Source organism: Paracoccus limosus (assembly GCF_009711185.1).
Lineage (GTDB): Bacteria > Pseudomonadota > Alphaproteobacteria > Rhodobacterales > Rhodobacteraceae > Paracoccus > Paracoccus limosus.
The window spans coordinates 1-18,994 of the sequence record NZ_WMIF01000011.1 but is presented as its reverse complement, the minus strand read 5'-3'; the positions used below and the strand labels follow the sequence as shown (position 1 = coordinate 18,994).

General features: G+C 66.2%; 15 protein-coding genes, 1 tRNA gene and 1 pseudogene. 14 read left to right on the top strand and 3 right to left on the bottom strand.

Features of this window, described 5'->3' with window-relative positions:
- From rsmH to murD, 7 genes are all read left to right on the top strand, one after another.
- Positions 1–969 carry a 16S rRNA (cytosine(1402)-N(4))-methyltransferase RsmH gene (rsmH, locus tag GL279_RS09470; protein ID WP_155064384.1) on the top strand — a complete coding sequence of 323 codons (969 nt, stop codon included), beginning with the start codon at positions 1–3 and terminating at the stop codon, positions 967–969.
- Entirely contained in the window at positions 969–1,352 is a 384-nt protein-coding gene (gene ftsL / locus GL279_RS09465) for a cell division protein FtsL (RefSeq protein WP_155064383.1), read from the top strand. Before rsmH ends, ftsL begins: the two co-directional genes overlap by 1 nt.
- Positions 1,349–3,154, top strand: a complete 1,806-nt coding sequence (locus GL279_RS09460) for a peptidoglycan D,D-transpeptidase FtsI family protein (protein ID WP_155064382.1) — start codon at positions 1,349–1,351, stop codon at positions 3,152–3,154. The genes ftsL and GL279_RS09460 overlap by 4 nt, the downstream gene beginning before the upstream one ends.
- 14 nt (positions 3,155–3,168) lie before the next feature.
- On the top strand, positions 3,169–4,653 hold the full coding sequence (locus GL279_RS09455; RefSeq protein ID WP_343039764.1) for a UDP-N-acetylmuramoyl-L-alanyl-D-glutamate--2,6-diaminopimelate ligase: 1,485 nt from the start codon (positions 3,169–3,171) through the stop codon (positions 4,651–4,653).
- Positions 4,650–6,035, top strand: a complete 1,386-nt coding sequence (locus GL279_RS09450; RefSeq protein WP_155064381.1) for a UDP-N-acetylmuramoyl-tripeptide--D-alanyl-D-alanine ligase — start codon at positions 4,650–4,652, stop codon at positions 6,033–6,035. Before GL279_RS09455 ends, GL279_RS09450 begins: the two co-directional genes overlap by 4 nt.
- Complete coding sequence (gene mraY / locus GL279_RS09445) at positions 6,035–7,117, top strand: phospho-N-acetylmuramoyl-pentapeptide-transferase (protein ID WP_155064380.1); 1,083 nt, start codon at positions 6,035–6,037, stop codon at positions 7,115–7,117. The genes GL279_RS09450 and mraY overlap by 1 nt, the downstream gene beginning before the upstream one ends.
- 79 nt (positions 7,118–7,196) lie before the next feature.
- Complete coding sequence (gene murD, locus GL279_RS09440; RefSeq protein ID WP_155064379.1) at positions 7,197–8,597, top strand: UDP-N-acetylmuramoyl-L-alanine--D-glutamate ligase; 1,401 nt, start codon at positions 7,197–7,199, stop codon at positions 8,595–8,597.
- Positions 8,598–8,674: 77 nt separating this feature from the next.
- Here murD and GL279_RS09435 read toward each other — a convergent pair whose 3' ends face one another.
- Positions 8,675–9,811 carry an OmpP1/FadL family transporter gene (locus GL279_RS09435; protein WP_155064378.1) on the bottom strand — a complete coding sequence of 379 codons (1,137 nt, stop codon included), beginning with the start codon at positions 9,809–9,811 and terminating at the stop codon, positions 8,675–8,677.
- A 246-nt stretch (positions 9,812–10,057) separates the two neighbouring features.
- Here GL279_RS09435 and guaB point away from each other — a divergent pair, with 246 nt between their 5' ends.
- The 7 genes from guaB (at position 10,058) to GL279_RS09400 (ending at position 18,614) form a co-directional block, all read left to right on the top strand.
- Entirely contained in the window at positions 10,058–11,506 is a 1,449-nt protein-coding gene (gene guaB / locus GL279_RS09430) for an IMP dehydrogenase (RefSeq protein WP_155064377.1), read from the top strand.
- A gap of 171 nt (positions 11,507–11,677) precedes the next feature.
- On the top strand, positions 11,678–12,172 hold the full coding sequence (locus GL279_RS09425; RefSeq protein ID WP_155064376.1) for a hypothetical protein: 495 nt from the start codon (positions 11,678–11,680) through the stop codon (positions 12,170–12,172).
- A complete protein-coding gene (locus tag GL279_RS09420) occupies positions 12,165–13,172 on the top strand; it encodes a lysozyme family protein (protein ID WP_246175263.1) in 1,008 nt (335 codons plus the stop codon). Before GL279_RS09425 ends, GL279_RS09420 begins: the two co-directional genes overlap by 8 nt.
- A gap of 65 nt (positions 13,173–13,237) precedes the next feature.
- The gene (locus GL279_RS09415) at positions 13,238–14,383 is read left to right on the top strand and encodes an RsmB/NOP family class I SAM-dependent RNA methyltransferase (RefSeq protein WP_155064375.1); all 1,146 of its coding nucleotides are present in this window, start codon (positions 13,238–13,240) and stop codon (positions 14,381–14,383) included.
- A 60-nt stretch (positions 14,384–14,443) separates the two neighbouring features.
- Positions 14,444–16,489 carry an ATP-binding protein gene (locus GL279_RS09410; protein ID WP_155064374.1) on the top strand — a complete coding sequence of 682 codons (2,046 nt, stop codon included), beginning with the start codon at positions 14,444–14,446 and terminating at the stop codon, positions 16,487–16,489.
- A 112-nt stretch (positions 16,490–16,601) separates the two neighbouring features.
- A tRNA-Pro gene (locus GL279_RS09405) sits at positions 16,602–16,678 on the top strand.
- Between the two features lie 859 nt (positions 16,679–17,537).
- Positions 17,538–18,614: an NACHT domain-containing protein gene (locus GL279_RS09400; RefSeq protein ID WP_211371290.1), complete on the top strand. Its 1,077-nt coding sequence runs from the start codon at positions 17,538–17,540 to the stop codon at positions 18,612–18,614.
- On the opposite strand, the pseudogene GL279_RS09395 reads toward GL279_RS09400, so the two are convergent.
- Both GL279_RS09395 and GL279_RS09390 read right to left on the bottom strand, forming a co-directional pair.
- Positions 18,533–18,868, bottom strand: a pseudogene (locus tag GL279_RS09395) (transposase); the annotation flags it as partial. The gene GL279_RS09400 and the pseudogene GL279_RS09395 sit on opposite strands and share 82 nt — an antisense overlap.
- Before the next feature lie 20 nt (positions 18,869–18,888).
- On the bottom strand, positions 18,889–18,994 hold a 106-nt coding region (locus GL279_RS09390; protein ID WP_155064130.1), incomplete at its 5' end, for a transposase domain-containing protein.

The following is an 18,994-nucleotide window of genomic DNA, read 5'->3' as shown; positions in this document are numbered from 1 at the left end:
ATGGCCGAAGATCCGCATATTCCCGTCCTGCTTGGCCCGCTTCTGCGGGCCGTCGCGCCTGTTGAGGGCACTTGGGTCGATGGCACCTTTGGCGCCGGCGGCTATGCCCGTGGCCTGCTGGCGCAGGGCGCGGCCGAGGTCATCGGCATCGACCGCGATCCCAGCGTGTTTGCGATGGCGGCGGCATGGTCGGGCGAATACGGCGCGCGGCTGCGGCTGGTGCAGGGCACATTCTCGGATCTGGACAGCCTTGCCGGTGAGCCGGTCGATGGCGTGGTGCTGGATCTGGGCGTCAGCTCGATGCAGCTCGATCAGGCCGAGCGCGGGTTTTCGTTCCTGCGCGACGGGCCTTTGGACATGCGCATGGGCACCGACGGCCCGACCGCGGCCGATCTGCTGAACACCGCCCCCGAGGCGGTGATCGCCGATGTGCTGTATCTTTATGGCGAGGAGCGCGCCTCGCGCCGCATCGCCAAGGCCATCGTTGCCGCGCGTCCGCTGAGCCGCACCGGACAGCTGTCGGATATCGTCTCGGGCTGCTTGCCGCGGCCCAAGCCGGGGCAGAGCCATCCCTCGACCCGGGCGTTTCAGGCAATCCGCATCTGGGTCAATGACGAATTCGGCCAGCTGGTCGCGGGGCTTGCGGCGGCGGAACGCGCGCTGCGTCCGGGCGGCAAGCTGGCAGTGGTCAGTTTCCATTCGCTCGAGGACCGCATCGTCAAGCGCTTCATGCAGGCGCGTTCGAACAGCGCCGGTGGCGGCAGCCGCTATGCCCCAGAGGCGCAGCGCGACGAGGCGGCCTTCACGCTGCCCTTCCGCCGCGCCATCGGCCCGGACGAGCATGAGCTGGGGGTGAACCCGCGCTCGCGTTCGGCCCTGCTGCGCGTCGGCATCCGCACCACGGCGCCGGCGGGCCGCGTCGATTCCGACGCGCTGGGCCTGCCGCTTTTGACCGAGAGGCGCGGCTGATGCGGTCGCTGCTTTATCTTGTCACCTCACTGATCGTCATGGGGCTGGCCTTTTGGGCCTATCGCGAGAATTACCGCACCCAGGCCGCGCTGAACGAAATGGGCGGCGTGCAAAGCCAGATCGCGTCGCTGCGCGAGGATCTGGGCGTGCTGCGTGCCGAATGGGCCTTTCTGAACCGCCCGCAGCGCCTGCGCGAGCTGGTGAACCTGAATTTCGACAAGCTCAAGCTGGGCCCCTATGATTCCAGCCAGTTCGTCGATGTGAACCGGGTGCCCTTCCCGACGCAGAAAGCCCCGGCCGCCACGCCCGGCCAGCCCGGAACCACCCCTGCCGAGCGCCCGGCAGGGTTCCCGCCCGTCAGACCACAGGAGAGGACGCCATGATCCGCACCCCGCTGCGCCCTTTGGCCCGCATTCTGCGCGCGCGCGAAAAGGGTGAGAATCCCGATGCCATCGAGGCCGAGAACCGCGCCCAGCGGCATGCGGCGATTCAGGACAAGGCGCGCAGTCATGCCCAGAACCGGCTGCTGTTCATGTCCTGCGCCTTTGCCGTGGCCTTTGGCATCGTCGGCCTGCGCATGGGCGCCATGGCTGCCGGTCAGCCCAGCGAACCGCGCACGCAGGTCAGTGGCGCGCAGATCATCTCGCAGCGCGCTGATATCACCGACCGCCGTGGCCGGGTGCTGGCGACGAACCTGCTGACGCATTCGCTTTACGCCCATCCGCGCCAGATGATCGACCCGAACGGGGCGGCCGAAAAGCTGGCGGCGATCTTTCCCGACCTCAAGGCCGACCGGCTGAAGCAGGATTTTTCGGGCAAGCGCAGCTTCCTGTGGATCAAGAAGAAGATCTCGCCCGAGCAGATGCAGGCCGTGCATGACATCGGCGAGCCGGGGCTGCTGTTTGGCCCGCGCGAGATGCGGCTTTATCCCAATGGCAAGATCGCCAGCCACATTCTGGGCGGCGCGACCTTTGGCAAAGAGGACGTGGCCAGCGCCGAGGTCGTGGGCATCGCCGGCGTCGAAAAGGCCTTTGACCGCTGGCTGCGCGATCCGGCCAATGATGGCGCGCCGCTGTCGCTGTCGCTGGACCTGACCGTTCAGGCCGCGATGGAGGAAGTGCTGGGCAACGGCATGCGGGTGATGAGCGCCAAGGGCGCCACCGCCGTGCTGATGGAGGTCAAGACCGGCGAGATCGTCGCCATGGCCAGCCTGCCCGATTTCGACCCCAACGACCGGCCGCGCCCGCTGCTGAAGGGCGATCCTTCGGACAGCCCGCTGTTCAACCGCGCGGTGCAGGGCCAATACGAGTTGGGCTCGACCTTCAAGATTTTCCCGGTGGCGCAGGCGCTGGATCTCAAGCTGATCAACCCGGCGACGATGATCAACACCCATACGCCGATGAAGATCGGCAAGTATCTGATCAACGATTTCCACAATTACGGCGGCCAGCTGTCGGTCACCGACATCATCGTGAAATCCTCGAACGTCGGCACGGTGCGGGTGGCGCAGCTGCTGGGCCCGGAACGGCAAAAGGAATTCCTGAAGAACCTTGGCCTGTTCGAGCCGACGCCGATCGAGATGAGCGAGGCGCCGACCGGCAAGCCTCTGGTGCCGCAACGCTGGCCGGCCGTGACCTCGGCCACGGTGGCCTTTGGCCATGGTCTGGCCGCGAGCCCGCTGCACCTTGCCACCGCCTATGCCACCATCGCCAATGGCGGCAAGCGGGTGCGCCCGACGCTGGTGCATGACCGCAGCCAGCGCGAGGGCGAGCAGGTGCTGTCGCCTGCGGCCGCGCATACCGCGCTGCAGCTGCTGCGTCAGGTGGTGACGCGCGGCACCGCGCGTTCGGCCGATGTGCCGGGCTATGAGGTCGCGGGCAAAACCGGCACCGCCGACAAGCCGCGTCCCTCGGGCGGGTATTACAAGAACAAGGTGGTGGCGACGCTTGCCTCGGTCTTCCCGGCCAGCGATCCGCAATATGTGCTGGTGCTCAGCCTTGACGAGCCGACCGTGGGTCTGGCGGGTGGCGGCGAAAGCCGCACTGCCGGCGCCACCGCCGCGCCCGTCGCGGGCGAGATGATCCGCCGGCTGGCGCCGCTTCTGGGGCTGCGGCCGCGCACGGACCAGCCGCTGCCCGTGGTTGAACGGCCGCAAGCGAATGGGCTAAAGCTCGTCTCGAACTGAGAAACGGGGTTTTCGTGACTGACAGGGCATTGCGGCTGTCCCAGCTGGGGCTTCGGGGCGACAAGGGGCGTGACCCCGAGGTGATGGGGATCGCGGTGGATTCCCGGCAGGTGGGGCCGGGCTGGCTGTTCGCAGCTCTGCCGGGCTCCAGCGTCCATGGCGCCGAGTTTATCCAATACGCGCTGCGCCAGGGCGCGGGCGCGGTGCTGACCGACCGGCAGGGCGCGCAGATCGCCGCCGATCTGCTGGCCGGGTCCGATGCCGCGCTGGTGGTGGCCGAGGACCCGCGCGCGGCGCTTTCGGGTGCGGCGGCGCTGTGGTTCGCGCGTCAGCCCGAAACCATGGTCGCGGTCACTGGCACCTCGGGCAAGACTTCGGTGGCCAGCTTTACCCGGCAGATCTGGCAGGCGCTGGGCCACAAGGCGATCAGCCTTGGCACCATGGGCGTGCAAGGCGATTACCAGGCCAAGCTTGCCCATACCACGCCCGATCCCCTGACCCTGCATCGCGTGCTGGCCGAGGCCGCGGCTGCGGGCGTTACCCATGCCGCGATGGAGGCATCCAGCCACGGTCTTGACCAGCGCCGGCTGGACGGGGTGCGGCTGAAGGCGGGAGCCTTCACCAACTTCAGCCAGGATCATCTGGATTATCACAAGAACTTCGACGACTACTTCGCCGCCAAGGCGCTGCTGTTCGACCATGTGCTGGACGAAGGCGCGGGCGCGGTCGTCAATATCGACGACCCGCGCGGCCGCCAGATGGCCGGCATCGCCCGTGAACGCGGCCTGCAACTGACCACCATCGGCAAGGATGAAGGCGCCGATCTGCGCATCCTTGGCCAGCGCTACGATGCCACCGGGCAGGATCTGCGCTTTTCGTGGCAGGGTCAGGCGCATCTGGTCCGGCTGGCGCTGATCGGCGGCTTTCAGGTCGAAAACGTGCTGGCGGCCTCGGGGCTGGTGATCGCGGCTGGCGATGATCCGGCGCGTGTGTTCGAAACCCTGCCGGGCCTGACCACGGTGCGCGGCCGCATGGAGCTGGCCGCGATCCGCGAAAACGGCGCGGCGGTCTTTGTCGATTACAGCCACAAGCCGGGCGCGCTGGCCTCGGCGCTGCAATCGCTGCGCCCGCATGTCATGGGCCGCATCATCGTGGTCTTTGGCGCCGGCGGCGACCGCGACCGGCTGAAGCGCCCGCTGATGGGAGAGGCGGCGCGGGATTTCGCCGATGTGGTCTTTGTCACCGACGACAACCCCCGTTCCGAAGATCCGGCAGCGATCCGGGCCGAGGTGATGGCCGGCGCCGGCCCCGAGGCCATCGAGGTTGGTGACCGCGCCGAGGCGATCCTGCGCGGCGTCGATGCGCTGCAACCGGGCGATGCGCTGCTGATCGCCGGCAAGGGTCATGAAACCGGGCAGATCATCGGCAGCGATGTCTATCCCTTTGACGATGCGGAACAAGCCTCGGTCGCCGTGGCTGCGCTGGATGGCAAGATATGACGCTCTGGACATCTGAAGCCGCAGCTGCCGCCACCGGCGGCCGCACCACCCGCGATTTTGCCATCATGGGCGTGTCGATCGACACCCGGACGATCCAGCCGGGCGATCTGTTCGTCGCGCTGCAGGCGGCGCGGGATGGCCATGATTTCGTGGCGCAGGCGCTGGAAAATGGCGCCGCCGCCGCGCTGGTCAGCCGCATCCCCGAGGGCGTCGCGCCTGACGCGCCGCTGCTGGTCGTGCCCGATGTTCTGGCCGCGCTCGAGGCCTTGGGCCGTGCCGGTCGCGCGCGGATGCAGGGCAAGGTGATCGCCATCACCGGCTCGGTCGGCAAGACCTCGACCAAGGAGATGGCGCGCATCGCCCTGACCGGGCAGGGGGTGATCCACGCGGCCGAGGCCAGCTACAATAACCACTGGGGCGTGCCGCTGACACTGGCGCGGATGCCGGCGGATACCGATTTCGCCATCATCGAAATCGGCATGAACCACCCCGGCGAGATCGAGCCGCTGGCCCGTCTTGCCCGCCCGCATGTCGCCATGATCACCACCGTTGCTGCCGCCCATCTCGAAGCCTTTGGCGCCATCGAGGGCATCGCGCGCGAAAAGGGCGCGATCTTTCAGGGCCTGCAACCCGCCGGCCATGCGGTGATCCCCGAGGATCTGCCGGTCACGCAGACCCTGCGCGATTGCGCCGACGCGGCGGGCGCGCTGGTCATCGGCTTTGGCGCACATGGCATGGCGCGGCCGCTCAAGGCCGAGACGACCGATGGCGTGACCGAGGTCCGCGCCCGCATTCTGGGCGAGACCGTGGATTTCAGCCTTGCCACCGCCGGCACGCATTTCGTGATGAATGCCGTGGGCGTGCTGGCCGCGCTCTCGGCTGCCGGTGCCGATCTGGATCAGGCCGCGCGCCGCCTGTCGGACTGGCGCCCGCCGCTGGGCCGTGGCGCGGTCGAGGATCTGGCCGGCATCCGCCTGATCGACGACGCCTATAACTCAAATCCGACCTCGCTTTCGGCGGGGCTTGCGACGCTGGCGCGGCTGACCGGCGGGCGCCGGGTGGCGATCCTTGGCGACATGCTGGAGCTTGGCCCCGACGAGATCGCGATGCACGAGGCCATGGCCGGCGATGCCGCCATGGCGGCGGTGGATCTGGTCCATACCGCCGGACCCCGGATGCGCGCCCTGCATCAGGCGCTGCCTGCCGCGCGGCGCGGGCTTCATGCCGACAGTGCTGCCGAACTGGGCGAGCGCATCGCCGAGCTGGTCACCGAGGGCGATATTGTACTTGTGAAGGGGTCGAAGGGCTCGAAGGTCTCGACGGTGGTTGACGCGCTGCGGCGAACCCGCCAAAGCACGCCTCCTGGCGAAAGGACAGAGTAATGCTTTATTGGTTTACCAATCTCTCTGACGGCGGAGATTTCTTCAACCTTTTCCGCTACATCACCTTCCGCGCCGGTGGGGCATTCTTCACCGCGCTGATCTTTGGCTTTCTGTTTGGCCGGCCGCTGATCGACCTTTTGCGCCGCAAGCAGAAAAAGGGCCAGCCGATCCGCGACGACGGCCCGCAAAGCCACCTGTCCAAGGCCGGCACCCCCACCATGGGCGGCCTGCTGATCCTTGCCGCGCTGACCGTCTCGACCCTGCTCTGGGCCCGGCTTGACAATGGCTATGTCTGGATCGTGCTGCTGGTGACGCTGGGCTTTGCCGCCATCGGCTTTGCCGACGACTATGCCAAGGTAACCAAACAGCACCACGCCGGGCTTTCGGGGCGGGTGCGGCTGCTGATCGGGCTTTGCATCGCCGCCGCTGCTGGCGCCGCCGCCGCGCATCTGCATCCGGCCCCGCTCAGTGGTGAGCTGGCGCTGCCCTTCCTCAAGAACACGCTGATCAACCTGTGGATCCTCTATGTGCCCTTTACCGTGCTGGTGATCCTCGGCGCGGCCAATGCGGTCAACCTCACCGACGGGCTCGACGGTCTGGCGATCATGCCGGTGATGATTGCCGCCGCCACCTTTGCGGTGATCGCCTATATGGTCGGCAACGCCAATTTCGCCAATTACCTCGGCGTCCATTTCGTTCCCGGCACCGGCGAACTTGCGGTCTTCGTCGCAGCACTCATCGGCGGCGGCCTCGGCTTCCTGTGGTATAACGCGCCCCCGGCAGCGGTCTTCATGGGCGACACCGGCAGCCTCGCGCTTGGCGGCGCTCTGGGCGCCATCGCCGTCGTCACCAAGCACGAGATCGTTCTGGCCATCGTCGGCGGCCTCTTCGTGGTCGAGGCGCTCAGCGTCATCATCCAGGTGCTCTACTTCAAGCGCACCGGCAAGCGCGTCTTCCTGATGGCGCCGATCCACCACCATTTCGAGAAAAAGGGCTGGGGCGAGGCGCAGATCGTGATCCGCTTCTGGATCATCGCGCTGATCCTTGCCCTGATCGGTCTCGCCACGCTCAAGCTGCGCTGACCCTTCATCACTTCACAAATACCCTCGGGGGGTCCGGGGGGCGAAGCGCCCCCGGCCTTCCTTCAGCGAAGGCAGAACCATGATCCCCGTCCAAGGCGTCGAAAACCAGACCATCGCCGTGCTCGGCCTCGGCCGCTCGGGCCGCGCCACCGCTGCCGCCCTGACCGAGGGCGGCGCGAATGTCGTCGTCTGGGACGACGGCGTCGACACCCGAGACAAGGCGGCAGCGGACGGCATGACCGTCCTCGACCTCACGCGCGAGGCCAATTGGGACGGCATCGCCGCCCTGATCACCAGCCCCGGCATCCCGCATCTCTATCCCAAACCGCATCCGGTCATCGCCATGGCCTATGCGCTGGGCGTGCCGGTCGACAATGACATCGGCCTGTTCTTTCGCAGCTTCGCCACCCGCGACTGGGAAAGCTACGACACCACGCCGCGCGTCATCGCCATCACCGGCTCGAACGGCAAATCCACCACCACCGCGCTGATCCACCACATCCTGCGCGAGGCCGGCCGCCCCACGCAGATCGGCGGCAATATCGGCACTGGCGTCTTGTCGCTTGATCCGGCCCATGACGCAGAGGTCGTGGTGCTGGAACTCTCCAGCTATCAGACCGATCTCGCACGCGCGCTGACGCCGGATGTCGCCGTCTTTACCAACCTGTCGCCCGACCATCTGGACCGCCACGGCGGGCCCGGCGGCTATTTCGCTGCCAAGCGCCGGCTTTTCGCCGAGGGCGGTCCCGACCGCGCCGTAATCGGCGTCGATGAGGTCGAGGGCCGCTATCTTGCCGACCAGCTTGCCATGGCGCCGTCGGATGATCGGGTGATCCGCGTTTCGTCTGGGCAAAAGCTCGAACGCTTCGGCTGGTCGGTCTTTGCACGCAAGGGCTATCTCTCGGAATACCGCAAGGGCCGTCAGGTCGCCTCGATCGACCTGCGCGAGGTCAAGGGCCTGCCGGGCGAGCACAACCACCAGAACGCCTGTGCCGCCTATGCCGCCACCCGCGCCGTCGGCATCGCGCCGCGTCAGATCGAGCAGGCCTTCCACAGCTTCCAGGGACTGCCGCATCGCAGCCAGCGCGTCGCCGAGATCGGTGGTGTGGCCTATGTGAACGACAGCAAGGCGACCAATGTCGATGCCGCAGCCAAGGCGCTGACCGCGTTCCAGAACATCCGCTGGATTGCCGGCGGTATGGGCAAGGACGGCGGCATCGAGGCGCTGCAGCCTTTCCTTGGCAATGTGGTCAAGGCCTATCTGATCGGCCATTCGGCCCGCGACTTCGCCCTACAACTGGGCCAGACCCCGCATGAGGTGCTGGAAACCATGGATCAGGCCGTCGCCCGCGCCGCAGCCGAGGCGCAGCCCGGCGATACCGTGCTGCTGGCTCCGGCGGCCGCCAGTTTTGACCAATATCCGAATTTCGAAAAGCGCGGCGAGCATTTCACCGCGCTGGTGCAGGCGCTGCCGCGCTGATCAGGGCCGGTCGCCCTCTTGCCACGTAAAAGGCCCCGGCGCGCGACCGGGGCCCCGTCATCCTCGTCCCGCCGGGATCAGAAACTGTAGCCGATGCGCAGCCCCACGCCCCAGGCGTCATTGCCTGACATATTGGCCCGGGCCACGTCCGGCGTGCCGGTTTCGGCTTGGGCATCGCCCAGCTTGATATAGCTGACGCCGCCGGTGATCTTGATATTGTCCTGCGTATAGATCGCGGCCAGTGTCACGCCCTTGCGCCCGTTGGTCGGTGCCAGCGGCGAGACCAAATCGTCACCGCCCGGTTCATACATGAACGAGACCAAGCCGGACCAGTTCTCGGTGAACTTGCGGCCAAGGCCGATGGTATAGGTCGTGGTGTCCTCCAGCTCGACCAGCCCGCCGTCGACGCCAAAGCCCGAAGGCGGCGCCGTGACCAGCATCTGCGGGTTCACCCGGAATTCGGACCATTTCACCCAGCGGATCGAGCCGAAAAGCAGCGTGTCCGGGGCGATGCCGGCCTGACCCTCCAGAACCCAGCTGCGCGGCGTCTTGACCTTGGTCTTGCTGTCGAGCTGGCCAAAGGCGCTGGATTCGGTGGTGTCGAATTCATGCTCGACCGGCGAGTTGTAGGTCAGCGAGACGCGGGCGGCGATATCGGGTCGTTCCCATGCCATGCCTGCGACCCAGCCCATGCCCCAGGCGCCGTCCAGCTGGACGTTATAGCCCGACAGCGGGCCATAGGCCGCGCCGCTCAGCGTCACCTCGGCATCGGCATGCGAGCCGCGGATCCCGCCATGGACCGAGAAATTGTTTTCGAACTTGTAGCGCAGCAGCGCGGTATAGGTGGTCGAGTTCACCGTGACCCCGGTGCCGCCCAGCACGACCGAGCCGCCTTCGGCCGTGGCCTTGTAGCCCAGATCGGCCCCGAAGGGCTGTTCAAGGATGAAGGCGCCCGACAGCGCATCGCTGAACTGGTGCTTGTAGGCAAAACCGGCAAAGCCATAACCCTTGGCCACGTCACCGGTCGAGGTGCCGCCATAGGCCGGCAGGTCGCGCCCCGACAGTTTCGGATTGACGCCGCCAAAGCTGACCTCGGCATGGTTCCCGTCCTCGAACAGGATGGCCAGCGATTGCGGTGCGCGTTCGATCCCGCCGGCAAAAACCGGCGCGGTGCTGCCCAACAGCATGCCGATTCCGGCCAGAACATTCTTCATGATCGCGATCCTTCTTGCGCCGATCCTGATGCGGGCGCTTGTGTCAAGCCTGCGTCATTGGGCGAGTTCACGTCAATGATTTCGCTGCCTTGCGACCCGGTTTGGTCCTACGCAATCTTGACGTGTGCTCAGAACGCCACGTCTCGCGTGAGAAAAGCCGGCCGGTGGGCCACGCGATGCTCTGGACAATCCGGCGGCTCCGTGAAATGGGAAACTGCCAAACGAACCCCTGACAAGGATGCTCCCATGCAGATTCGTGAGGCTCTGACCTTCGATGACGTTCTTCTGGTTCCTGCGGCGTCCTCGGTGATGCCCTCGACCGCCGATGTGACGACTTTCGTCACCCAGCAGATCCGGATGAATATTCCGCTGCTTTCCAGCGCCATGGATACCGTGACCGAAAGCCGCATGGCCATTGCCATGGCTCAGGCCGGCGGGATCGGCGTGATCCACCGCAACCTGACCGCCCAGCAGCAGGCCGATGAGGTCCGCCGGGTAAAGCGTTTCGAATCCGGCATCGTCTATGATCCGGTGACCCTGACCCCCGACCAGACCATCGCCGATGCCCGTGCGCTGCAGGAACGCTACAATGTGACCGGTTTTCCGGTGGTCGATGCAAGTGGCCGCGTGGTCGGCATCATCACCAACCGCGACATGCGCTTTGCCAATAGCGACGACATGCCGGTCAAGGCTGTGATGACCGGCGAAAACCTTGCCATCCTGCGCGAGCCCGCCGACCGGGCCGAGGCCATCAGCCTGATGAAGGCGCGCCGCATCGAAAAGCTGCTGGTGACCGACGGCGCGGGCCGTCTGACCGGGTTGCTGACACTGAAAGACACCGAAATGGCGGTGCTGAACCCCTTGGCCTGCAAGGACGGTCTGGGCCGGCTGCGCGTCGCCGCCGCCTCGACCGTGGGCGACGAGGGCTATGAGCGCAGTCTGGCGCTGGTCGATGCCGGCGTGGACATGGTGGTGATCGACACCGCCCATGGCCATTCCGAAGGCGTGGCCAAGGCCGTGGCCCGCATCAAGTCGCACAGCAATGAGGTTCAGGTCGTGGCCGGCAACGTCGCCACTGCCGATGCCGCGCGCGCGCTGGTCGATGCCGGTGCCGATGCGATCAAGGTGGGGATCGGGCCGGGCTCGATCTGCACCACGCGGATCGTGGCGGGCGTCGGTGTGCCGCAACTGACCGCGATCATGGATGCCGTGCGCGGTGCCGGCGACGTGCCGGTGATCGCCGATGGCGGCATCAAGTTCTCGGGCGATTTCGCCAAGGCGATCGCGGCGGGGGCATCCTGCGCCATGGTGGGTTCGGCCATCGCGGGCACTGATGAGTCCCCGGGCGAGGTGATCCTGTATCAGGGCCGTTCGTTCAAATCCTATCGCGGCATGGGCAGCCTTGGCGCCATGGCGCGCGGCTCGGCCGACCGCTATTTCCAGAAGGATGCAGCGTCGGACAAGCTGGTCCCGGAAGGGATCGAGGGGCAGGTGCCTTACAAGGGTTCGGCCGCTGCGGTGATCCACCAGCTGGTCGGCGGGTTGCGCGCTGCCATGGGCTATACCGGCAATGCCACCGTGGCCGAGATGCGCGGCGGCTGCGAATTCGTGCGCATCACCGGGGCGGGACTGAAGGAAAGCCACGTCCATGACGTGCAGATCACCCGCGAAAGCCCGAACTACCGGCTGGGCTAACCTTATCTTAACGGATCCCTGCGAGGATTGCCGGACTGGCAGCAGGGATCCGTCGGATGACTCGGAACATCGACAGACAGATTGTGCGGGGCTTTCGGGCCCCGTCGGCATTTCGGCATCGGCGGGACATGGGGGCGCGGCACGCTTGCGCCCCCATGCGGGGGGCCTGGCATGGCTGAGGCGGGGCGCGGGATGGGCGGTCCGCCGATGTCTGGTATGGCGCGGCATTTCGCAGGGCCGGTGCATCTGCCGCAGGTGAACATGGATTCGCTGCTGTTCGGCCAGCAGGCGCTGCGCGAGCTGAACGTGGCGGTGACCCCGAATTGCAAGGAGCAGGCCGGCGTGATCCTGCTGCTGTGCCATGATCTGGACAGCAAACCCTCGCGCGAAATCCGGGTGGCGATTTCCTGCGAGCGGGCGCTGATCTGGAAGGAAACCACCGGGGTCGAGCTGCAGGAGCGGCTGGCACGGATGCGGCAGGTCGGGCGGGAATATTACCTCGATACGCCGCTGATGCAGATCCGTCTGGAAGGGGTCGCGCGCGAGCGCGAGATCACCTCGCAGATGGATCGCAAATATCGGGTCTCGGTTTTTGAGGTGGCGCGCTGGTCCTATCGCGGGCAAAGCGGCAGGCTGCTGACGCGGGGGCGCCCGGTCGGTGGTTAAAGGCGGATGGCTATGGTGCGCGCTGCGGCGGCTGATGCTGGCGGCGGTGCCGCTGGTTTGCGGGACGGCCTCGTGGGCGCTGCCGCCGGCCGATATCTGCGAATGGGCGGCGGGGCAGGCGGCGCGGGAAACCGGTGTGCCGATCGACATTCTGGGCGCGCTGACCCTTACCGAAACCGGCCGCCGGATCGAGGGCAGCGTGCGGCCCTGGGCCTGGAGCGCCAATGCCGAGGGCGAAGGCACGTGGTTCGACGACCCGCAAAGCGCCGTGGCTTTCGCTCAGGATCGGGTGGCGCAGGGGCGCACCAATATCGACATCGGCTGCTTTCAGCTGAACTATCGTTGGCATGGTGGCGAGTTCGCCTCGGTGGCGCAGATGTTCGACCCGCTGGAAAATGCGCGCTATGCCGCGCGGTTCGTCAGCCGGCTTTACGCCGAGACTGGCGACTGGCGCACCGCCGCCGGCGCCTTTCATTCGCGCACGCGGGCCTATGCCGACCGCTATCTGGAGCGGTTCGACACGCTGCGGGCGATGCTGCGCGACCGTGGCTTTCAAGGGCTGGCCGGCGGTCCCGAAACCTATAACAGCTTTGCCGCGATTTCCTCGGGCAGCCGCAAGAAGGTGCGGGAACGTGTGATGCTGCTGGGCGCGCCGCTGGGCACCGGGGTCACCGGCCTGCCGGGCTCGCTGGCGGCGGTGGGGCAGGGGCGCGGCGCGGCCATCGCCGGTGCCAAGGGGGCGCTGGTCACTGCCGCGCGCGGCCCGCTGTTTGGCGCCGGGGTCGAACGCACCCGCCGCATTGCCCGCCCTGCCGCGCCGCCCGGACCCGATGCCCTGCCCGATGGCGTCACGCTGGCGCTGGCGGATGACCCGGGCCCTGCAGAGCAGATGCCCGACATCCCCGGCCCGCAGCCCTATACCGGCCCGCCGGTGTCCGATCCGGGGCCGCAGCACTTTACCGGCGAGGATTTCGACATTGAGATCCTGAACCACCCCTGACGGCAGCGCATTGACAAAACCCGCCCCGCCGCCTTTCTGGGCGCATCTCATTTGGGGCGATTGCCATGACACCTGCCGCGCGTGCGCAAGCGGCGATCCAGATTCTGGACCGCATTCTGGCCGGCGAGCCCGCCGAGGCGGGGCTGCTGCGCTGGTCGCGCGCCAGCCGCTATGCCGGCTCGGGCGACCGGGCGGCGGTGCGCGATCTGGTCTTTGATAGCCTGCGCCGGCGCAATTCGCGCGCGGCGCTGGGCGGGGCGATGACCGGGCGCGGCCTGATCCTTGGCATGTTGCGCGAAGAGAGGCGCGACCCCGGTCTGCTGTTTTCCGGCGAGGGCCACGCGCCGGCCCGCCTGTCGGAAAGCGAGCTTTTGGCGGGCCGCACGCCGAGCGCCGACGAGGCGCTGGACCTGCCCGACTGGCTGTTGCCGTTGTGGCGCGGGTCGCTCTCTGATCAGGCCGGGCCGATTGCCGCTGCCATGCGGGACCGTGCGCCGGTCTGGCTGCGGGCAAACAGCCTGCGCGCCAGTCCGGCACAGGCCATCGCGGCGCTGGCGGTGGACGGGATCGTCGCGAGGCCGCATGCCACCCTTGCCACCGCCCTGCGGGTTGAGGAGGGCGCGCGCCGCCTCGTCGCCGCCTCGGCCTATCGCGACGGTCTGGTCGAGCTGCAGGACCTGTCGCCGCAGCTGGCCTGCGCGGCGCTGCCGCAGGCGGGGCGGGTGCTGGATTACTGCGCGGGCGGCGGCGGCAAGGCCTTGGCTTTGGCGGCGCGCGGCAGCGATGTCACCGCCCATGACGCCGATCCGCAGCGGATGTCGGACCTGCCGGCCCGCGCGGCCCGCGCCGGGGCGCGGATCCGGCTGGCCCAGACGCGCGAGCTGCGCGGTGGTTTCGATCTGGTGCTGACCGATGTGCCCTGTTCGGGCAGCGGCACCTGGCGCCGGACGCCCGACGCGAAATGGCGCCTGCAGCCCGCCGATCTGCAGCGGATCCTTGAGGTGCAGGCGCAGATCCTGCAGCACGCCTCGGTTCTGGTCGCGCCGGGCGGCTGGCTGACCTATATGACCTGCTCGCTGCTCGACGCCGAGAATGGTGGCCAGATCCGCGGCTTTCTGGCAAGCGATGGCTTTGCACTGGTCGATGAGCGGCGGTTCACGCCCCTAGACGCTTCGGATGGCTTCTATCTTGCGGTGATGCGCCGGTGTTAACCTGACATTAACCGGGCTGGCCTAATCAGGACGCGTCGGCTTGCAAGAAGGGGAGGCGCCATGACGTCGGATCGGGCAGAGGCTCTGCGCTCGGCGCAGCTGTTGGTGCCGTTTCTGGCCTTGCCGGCGCTTTTGGGCGCCCTGTGGATCGCGATTGCGCCGCGTGGTGAAAACTACGCGATCCTTCTGGCGCTCGGCAGTGCCGTCATTGCGCTATACCTGCTGGGCGGTGCGATCTCGGCGCTGCATCTGCGGCGCGGCCATGCCATTCGCCGCGATCTGTCGCGGTTGCGCGGTCCCTTGGCCGCGCATGGTGCCGCCGCGATGGCCGTCGGGCCCGAAGGCCGTATCCTGCGCCAGAACGATTACGCGCTGGGCGCGATGGGCGATCTGGCCGGGCGCAGAATCCACGAGGTCTTGGGCCGCTGCCATGCCGATCCGCAACTGGTCTGGCAGGATATCGGCGCGGCGCTGCAACGCTGTGGGCGCTTCAACGCCGATCTTGGCCCGGCCGGGCGCTATCTGGTGACCCGCGCCAGCGGTGGCGAGGTGCAGCTGTGGCTGGCCGAAGAGCCGGGTCCGGCCCAGCCCGCCCCGCAAGGTCAGGGCGAGGAATTCGACCGGCTGCCGGTGTCGTTGCTGACGCTGGACGCCTCGGCCACTATCCTGCGTATCAATGACGCCGCCCGCGAGCTGCTGGGCGATGCCGCGCCGGGGCAATCGCTGTCGGCGCTGCTTGACGGGCTGGGGCGCGAGATCGGCGATTGGGTGTCGGACGTGCATGCGGGCCGGACCATCGGTGGCGCCGAGGTGCTGCATTTGCGCGCAGAAGGCAGCGACCGCTTTGTTCAGGTCAGTCTGAGCCGCTGTCATGGCGATCATGTCACGGCGGTGCTGTCCGATGCCAGCGCGCTCAAGACGCTTGAGGCGCAGTTCGTCCAAAGCCAGAAGATGCAGGCCATCGGTCAGTTGGCGGGCGGGATTGCGCATGATTTCAACAACCTGCTGACCGCAATCACCGGGCATTGCGACCTTTTGATGCTGCGCCACGACAAGGGCGACCCGGATTATGCCGACCTCGACCAGATCAGCCAGAATGCCAATCGCGCCGCGGCTTTGGTGCGACAGCTGCTGGCCTTTTCGCGCAAGCAGACGCTCAAGCCGCAGATCATGGACCTGCGCGATACGCTGTCGGACCTGACGCATCTGCTGAACCGGCTGGTAGGCGAGCGGATCGTGCTGACCTTTGACCATGACCCATCGCTACGGATGATCCGCGCCGACCGCCGGCAGCTGGAGCAGGTGATCATGAATCTGGTGGTGAACGCGCGCGATGCCATGCCGCAGGGCGGCGACATCACCGTCACCACCGACAACCTGCAATTGGCGAGCCCGACCGAGATCGGCCGCGCCACCCTGCCGCCGGGCGATTACGTCCGGGTGCAGGTGCGCGATCAGGGCTGCGGCATCGCGCCGGACGAGCTGATCAAGATCTTCGAGCCCTTCTATACCACCAAGCGGACGGGCGAGGGCACCGGGCTGGGTCTTTCGACCGCCTATGGCATCGTCAAGCAGACGGGGGGCTACATCTTTTGCGACAGCACCTTGGGCGAGGGCAGCACCTTTTCCCTGTTCTTCCCGGCACATGACAAGGATGAGGCCAGCGCCCCCGCCCCGGAGCCGCAGCGCGTTGTCGCCCACGTCCGGCGCGAGCAGGAGGCGACGGTGCTGCTGGTCGAGGACGAGGCGCCCGTGCGCGCCTTTGCCAGCCGCGCGCTGAAGCTGCAGGGGTTCAATGTGCTGGAGGCCGCCTGCGCCGAGGACGCCCTGTCCCTGCTCGCGAACCAAAGCCTGAACGTCGATGTCTTCGTCACCGATGTGGTGATGCCGGGCATGGACGGGCCGGCCTGGGTGCGCACCGCGTTGCGCGACCGTCCGCAAAGCCGCGTGATCTTCATGTCGGGCTATGCCGAGGATGTCTTTGCCGAGGGGCATGCCCCGGTGCCGAACTCGGCCTTTCTGGCCAAGCCGTTTTCGCTCTCGGACCTGACCACGCTCGTGGTGCGCCAGCTTGATATGCCCGCGCCCGAGACCGAGCAGGCATAGCCCGTTCGCACTGGCCGGACCCGGCAGATCCGGGTCCGGCCAAGCATCGACGCAAAAACCTGTTTTCTGCTCTTGCATTCGCCGGGCCGACGGGATACCTGCGCTCCACGGTCGGAGCGTAGCGCAGCCTGGTAGCGCACCTGCTTCGGGAGCAGGGGGTCGGAGGTTCGAATCCTCTCGCTCCGACCATTTTCCCGATGATAAGAAGCAGATAGTTCTGCCTTTTTGATCACAGAAGTTGCCTCTTGAAGAGGCAAAAATTCCTCAAATAGTTGAATTATAACAGAATAATTACGCTCGCTCGACGAGTCTACAGGTGGGTTGACTGAATGCTGCTATCGGCGTTAACGGCAGTGCCTGCCGATGCCTCAGGGCGGTCAATCACTCATACTGCCACGTGTTCGTCTGCTGCGCAGAGTCTCCGTTTAGATCGGCGATAGGGGCGGAAAGCCGTCTGACGGCGGCGCGGCGGCGCTGCCGCCGAAATCTTGATGAAGCAGCCGTTCAGGAAGGCCGCAGCGAACAGAGTGCCGAAACGGCCCACAGGGCGGCTGTCTGGCGGCGGCGCAGCATTGCATGTGCAGCAAGCTGGAGCAGCAGACGATCAGACACACCGCAGCGGGCAAGCTCACCGGATCGGTTGGAAGACCGCGAGAAGAAGGATCGCCGCGATGCTGGATTGCTGACGAAGCTGAATCGGACCGGGAACTGACGGCCGTTTAGGAAGGTCCTGCCTGTGGGGTAACCTCCGCGGGATCAAAAAAAGAGTGTGCGCAAATTAGGGCTATGCGAACTATGCCTTGAGCCCCCAATCCTGCCAGAGCGCAGCGATTTGCCTACGGCGGGCAGCGCGATGGCGAGCCAGAACCCATCCTTGCAACGCATCATTAGGCTTGTATCATGGGCACCTACGAAAGCTTCGACAGAGGGCCATAACAGTCTGCAAAGGCTTCCGATCTATTTCGATTGCTCAAGGTAGAGCCTTTCGGCGCGCGCTTTTAGTGGAATACCCTGTGCGGGTTAGGACTTTAACGACTATATCCGTGATATGTCTGGAAACTTCAACGATTTCATTGATCTGGATCGGACCTTTCGCGATCTTGCCACCTCCGATGAGGATGGTGACGAAGCGAAGATGGTGCGGCTTTTTGCCCGGAACGCATCAACGCGTTGGGCGGATCTCTTAGCCGAGCCACGCGTCATCGTGCTTGCAGAGGCCGGTTCGGGAAAGACGGAGGAGATTCGGCACATCTGCCGTCGCCAACGCGCCGAGGGCAAGCCGGCCTTCTTCCTGCGCATTGAGCATGTTATCGACGAATTCGAGACGAGTTTCGAAGAGGGGGATCTCGAGGACTTTGAGGCCTGGCTCAAGTCGGACGATCGAGGCTGGCTCTTCCTCGATTCCGTGGACGAGGCGCGCCTGCGCGATCCCAAGGATTTTGAGCGTGCCATCCGCCGCATTGGGAAGCGGATTGAGCGTGCCCTACAGCGCACGCATATCGTCATCACGGGCCGCATGGAGGCGTGGCGCCCTACGACCGACCTCTTGTTGTGCCGGACCAACCTGCGTTGGGAGGCGCCGGCGAAAGAACCCAACGAGGCGCCCGCGCCCCAGGGGGGATATGCGGTCGTAGCCGAGCGAGTGGCGAAGCGTGAGAATAAGCACGCCCCGTTCCGCATCGTGACCCTCGAAGATCTGCACGGCGTTCAGGTCGAAGCCTTTGCGATCGCCAAGGGTGTGACCGACATCAAAGCCTTCACTAAAGCCGTAGAGCGTGCCGAGGCGTGGCCGTTCACAACCAGGCCTCTCGATCTTGCCGAAACTATTGAGTTTTGGAACGATTACCATCGGATCGGCTCTCGGTTCGACCTGATGAAGAGCAGCATTGCCAAGCGCCTTGAGGAGCGGGATCAGGACCGGGCCGATGCGCGGCCGATCGCAGTCGACCGCATTCGCGAGGGCGCCCGCCTTGTCGCCGCAGCCACTACGCTCTGCCAAGAATCGGCCATCCGCATCCCCGACGGAGATAAGAATACCTTAGGTCATGTTGACAAATGGCGGAGCCAGAGCCTGATGCAGGCGACGTCTACGAAGCCGAGGAAACTGTCTGCGGTTTTGTCGTAGCGGGTTGCCAGCCGGCGGCTGTTTTTCAGTTTGCTGAAGCAGCGTTCGACCATGTTGCGCAGGGTGTAGATGGTCATGTCGACAGCCTTACGCACCTTTCGGTTCTTTCGCATTGGGATCATTGGCAGGGCGTTGCGGCTTTCGATGTCTTCCCGAATTTTATCAGAGTCGTAGCCCCTGTCGGCGACCAGAACTTCTGGTCGCGGCAGGTTGTCTGCCATCACCATATCATAGCCGGTGTAGTCGGAATCCTGGTAAGCGCGACGACGAGGCCCTATGCAGCGAGGCTTGACGCTTGGTCGTAGCACCAGGGCATGAGGTCCTCGATGCGGGATCTGGGGTGTCCGTCGAGGATGGCCCGGAGGGTATCGGCGAGGTAG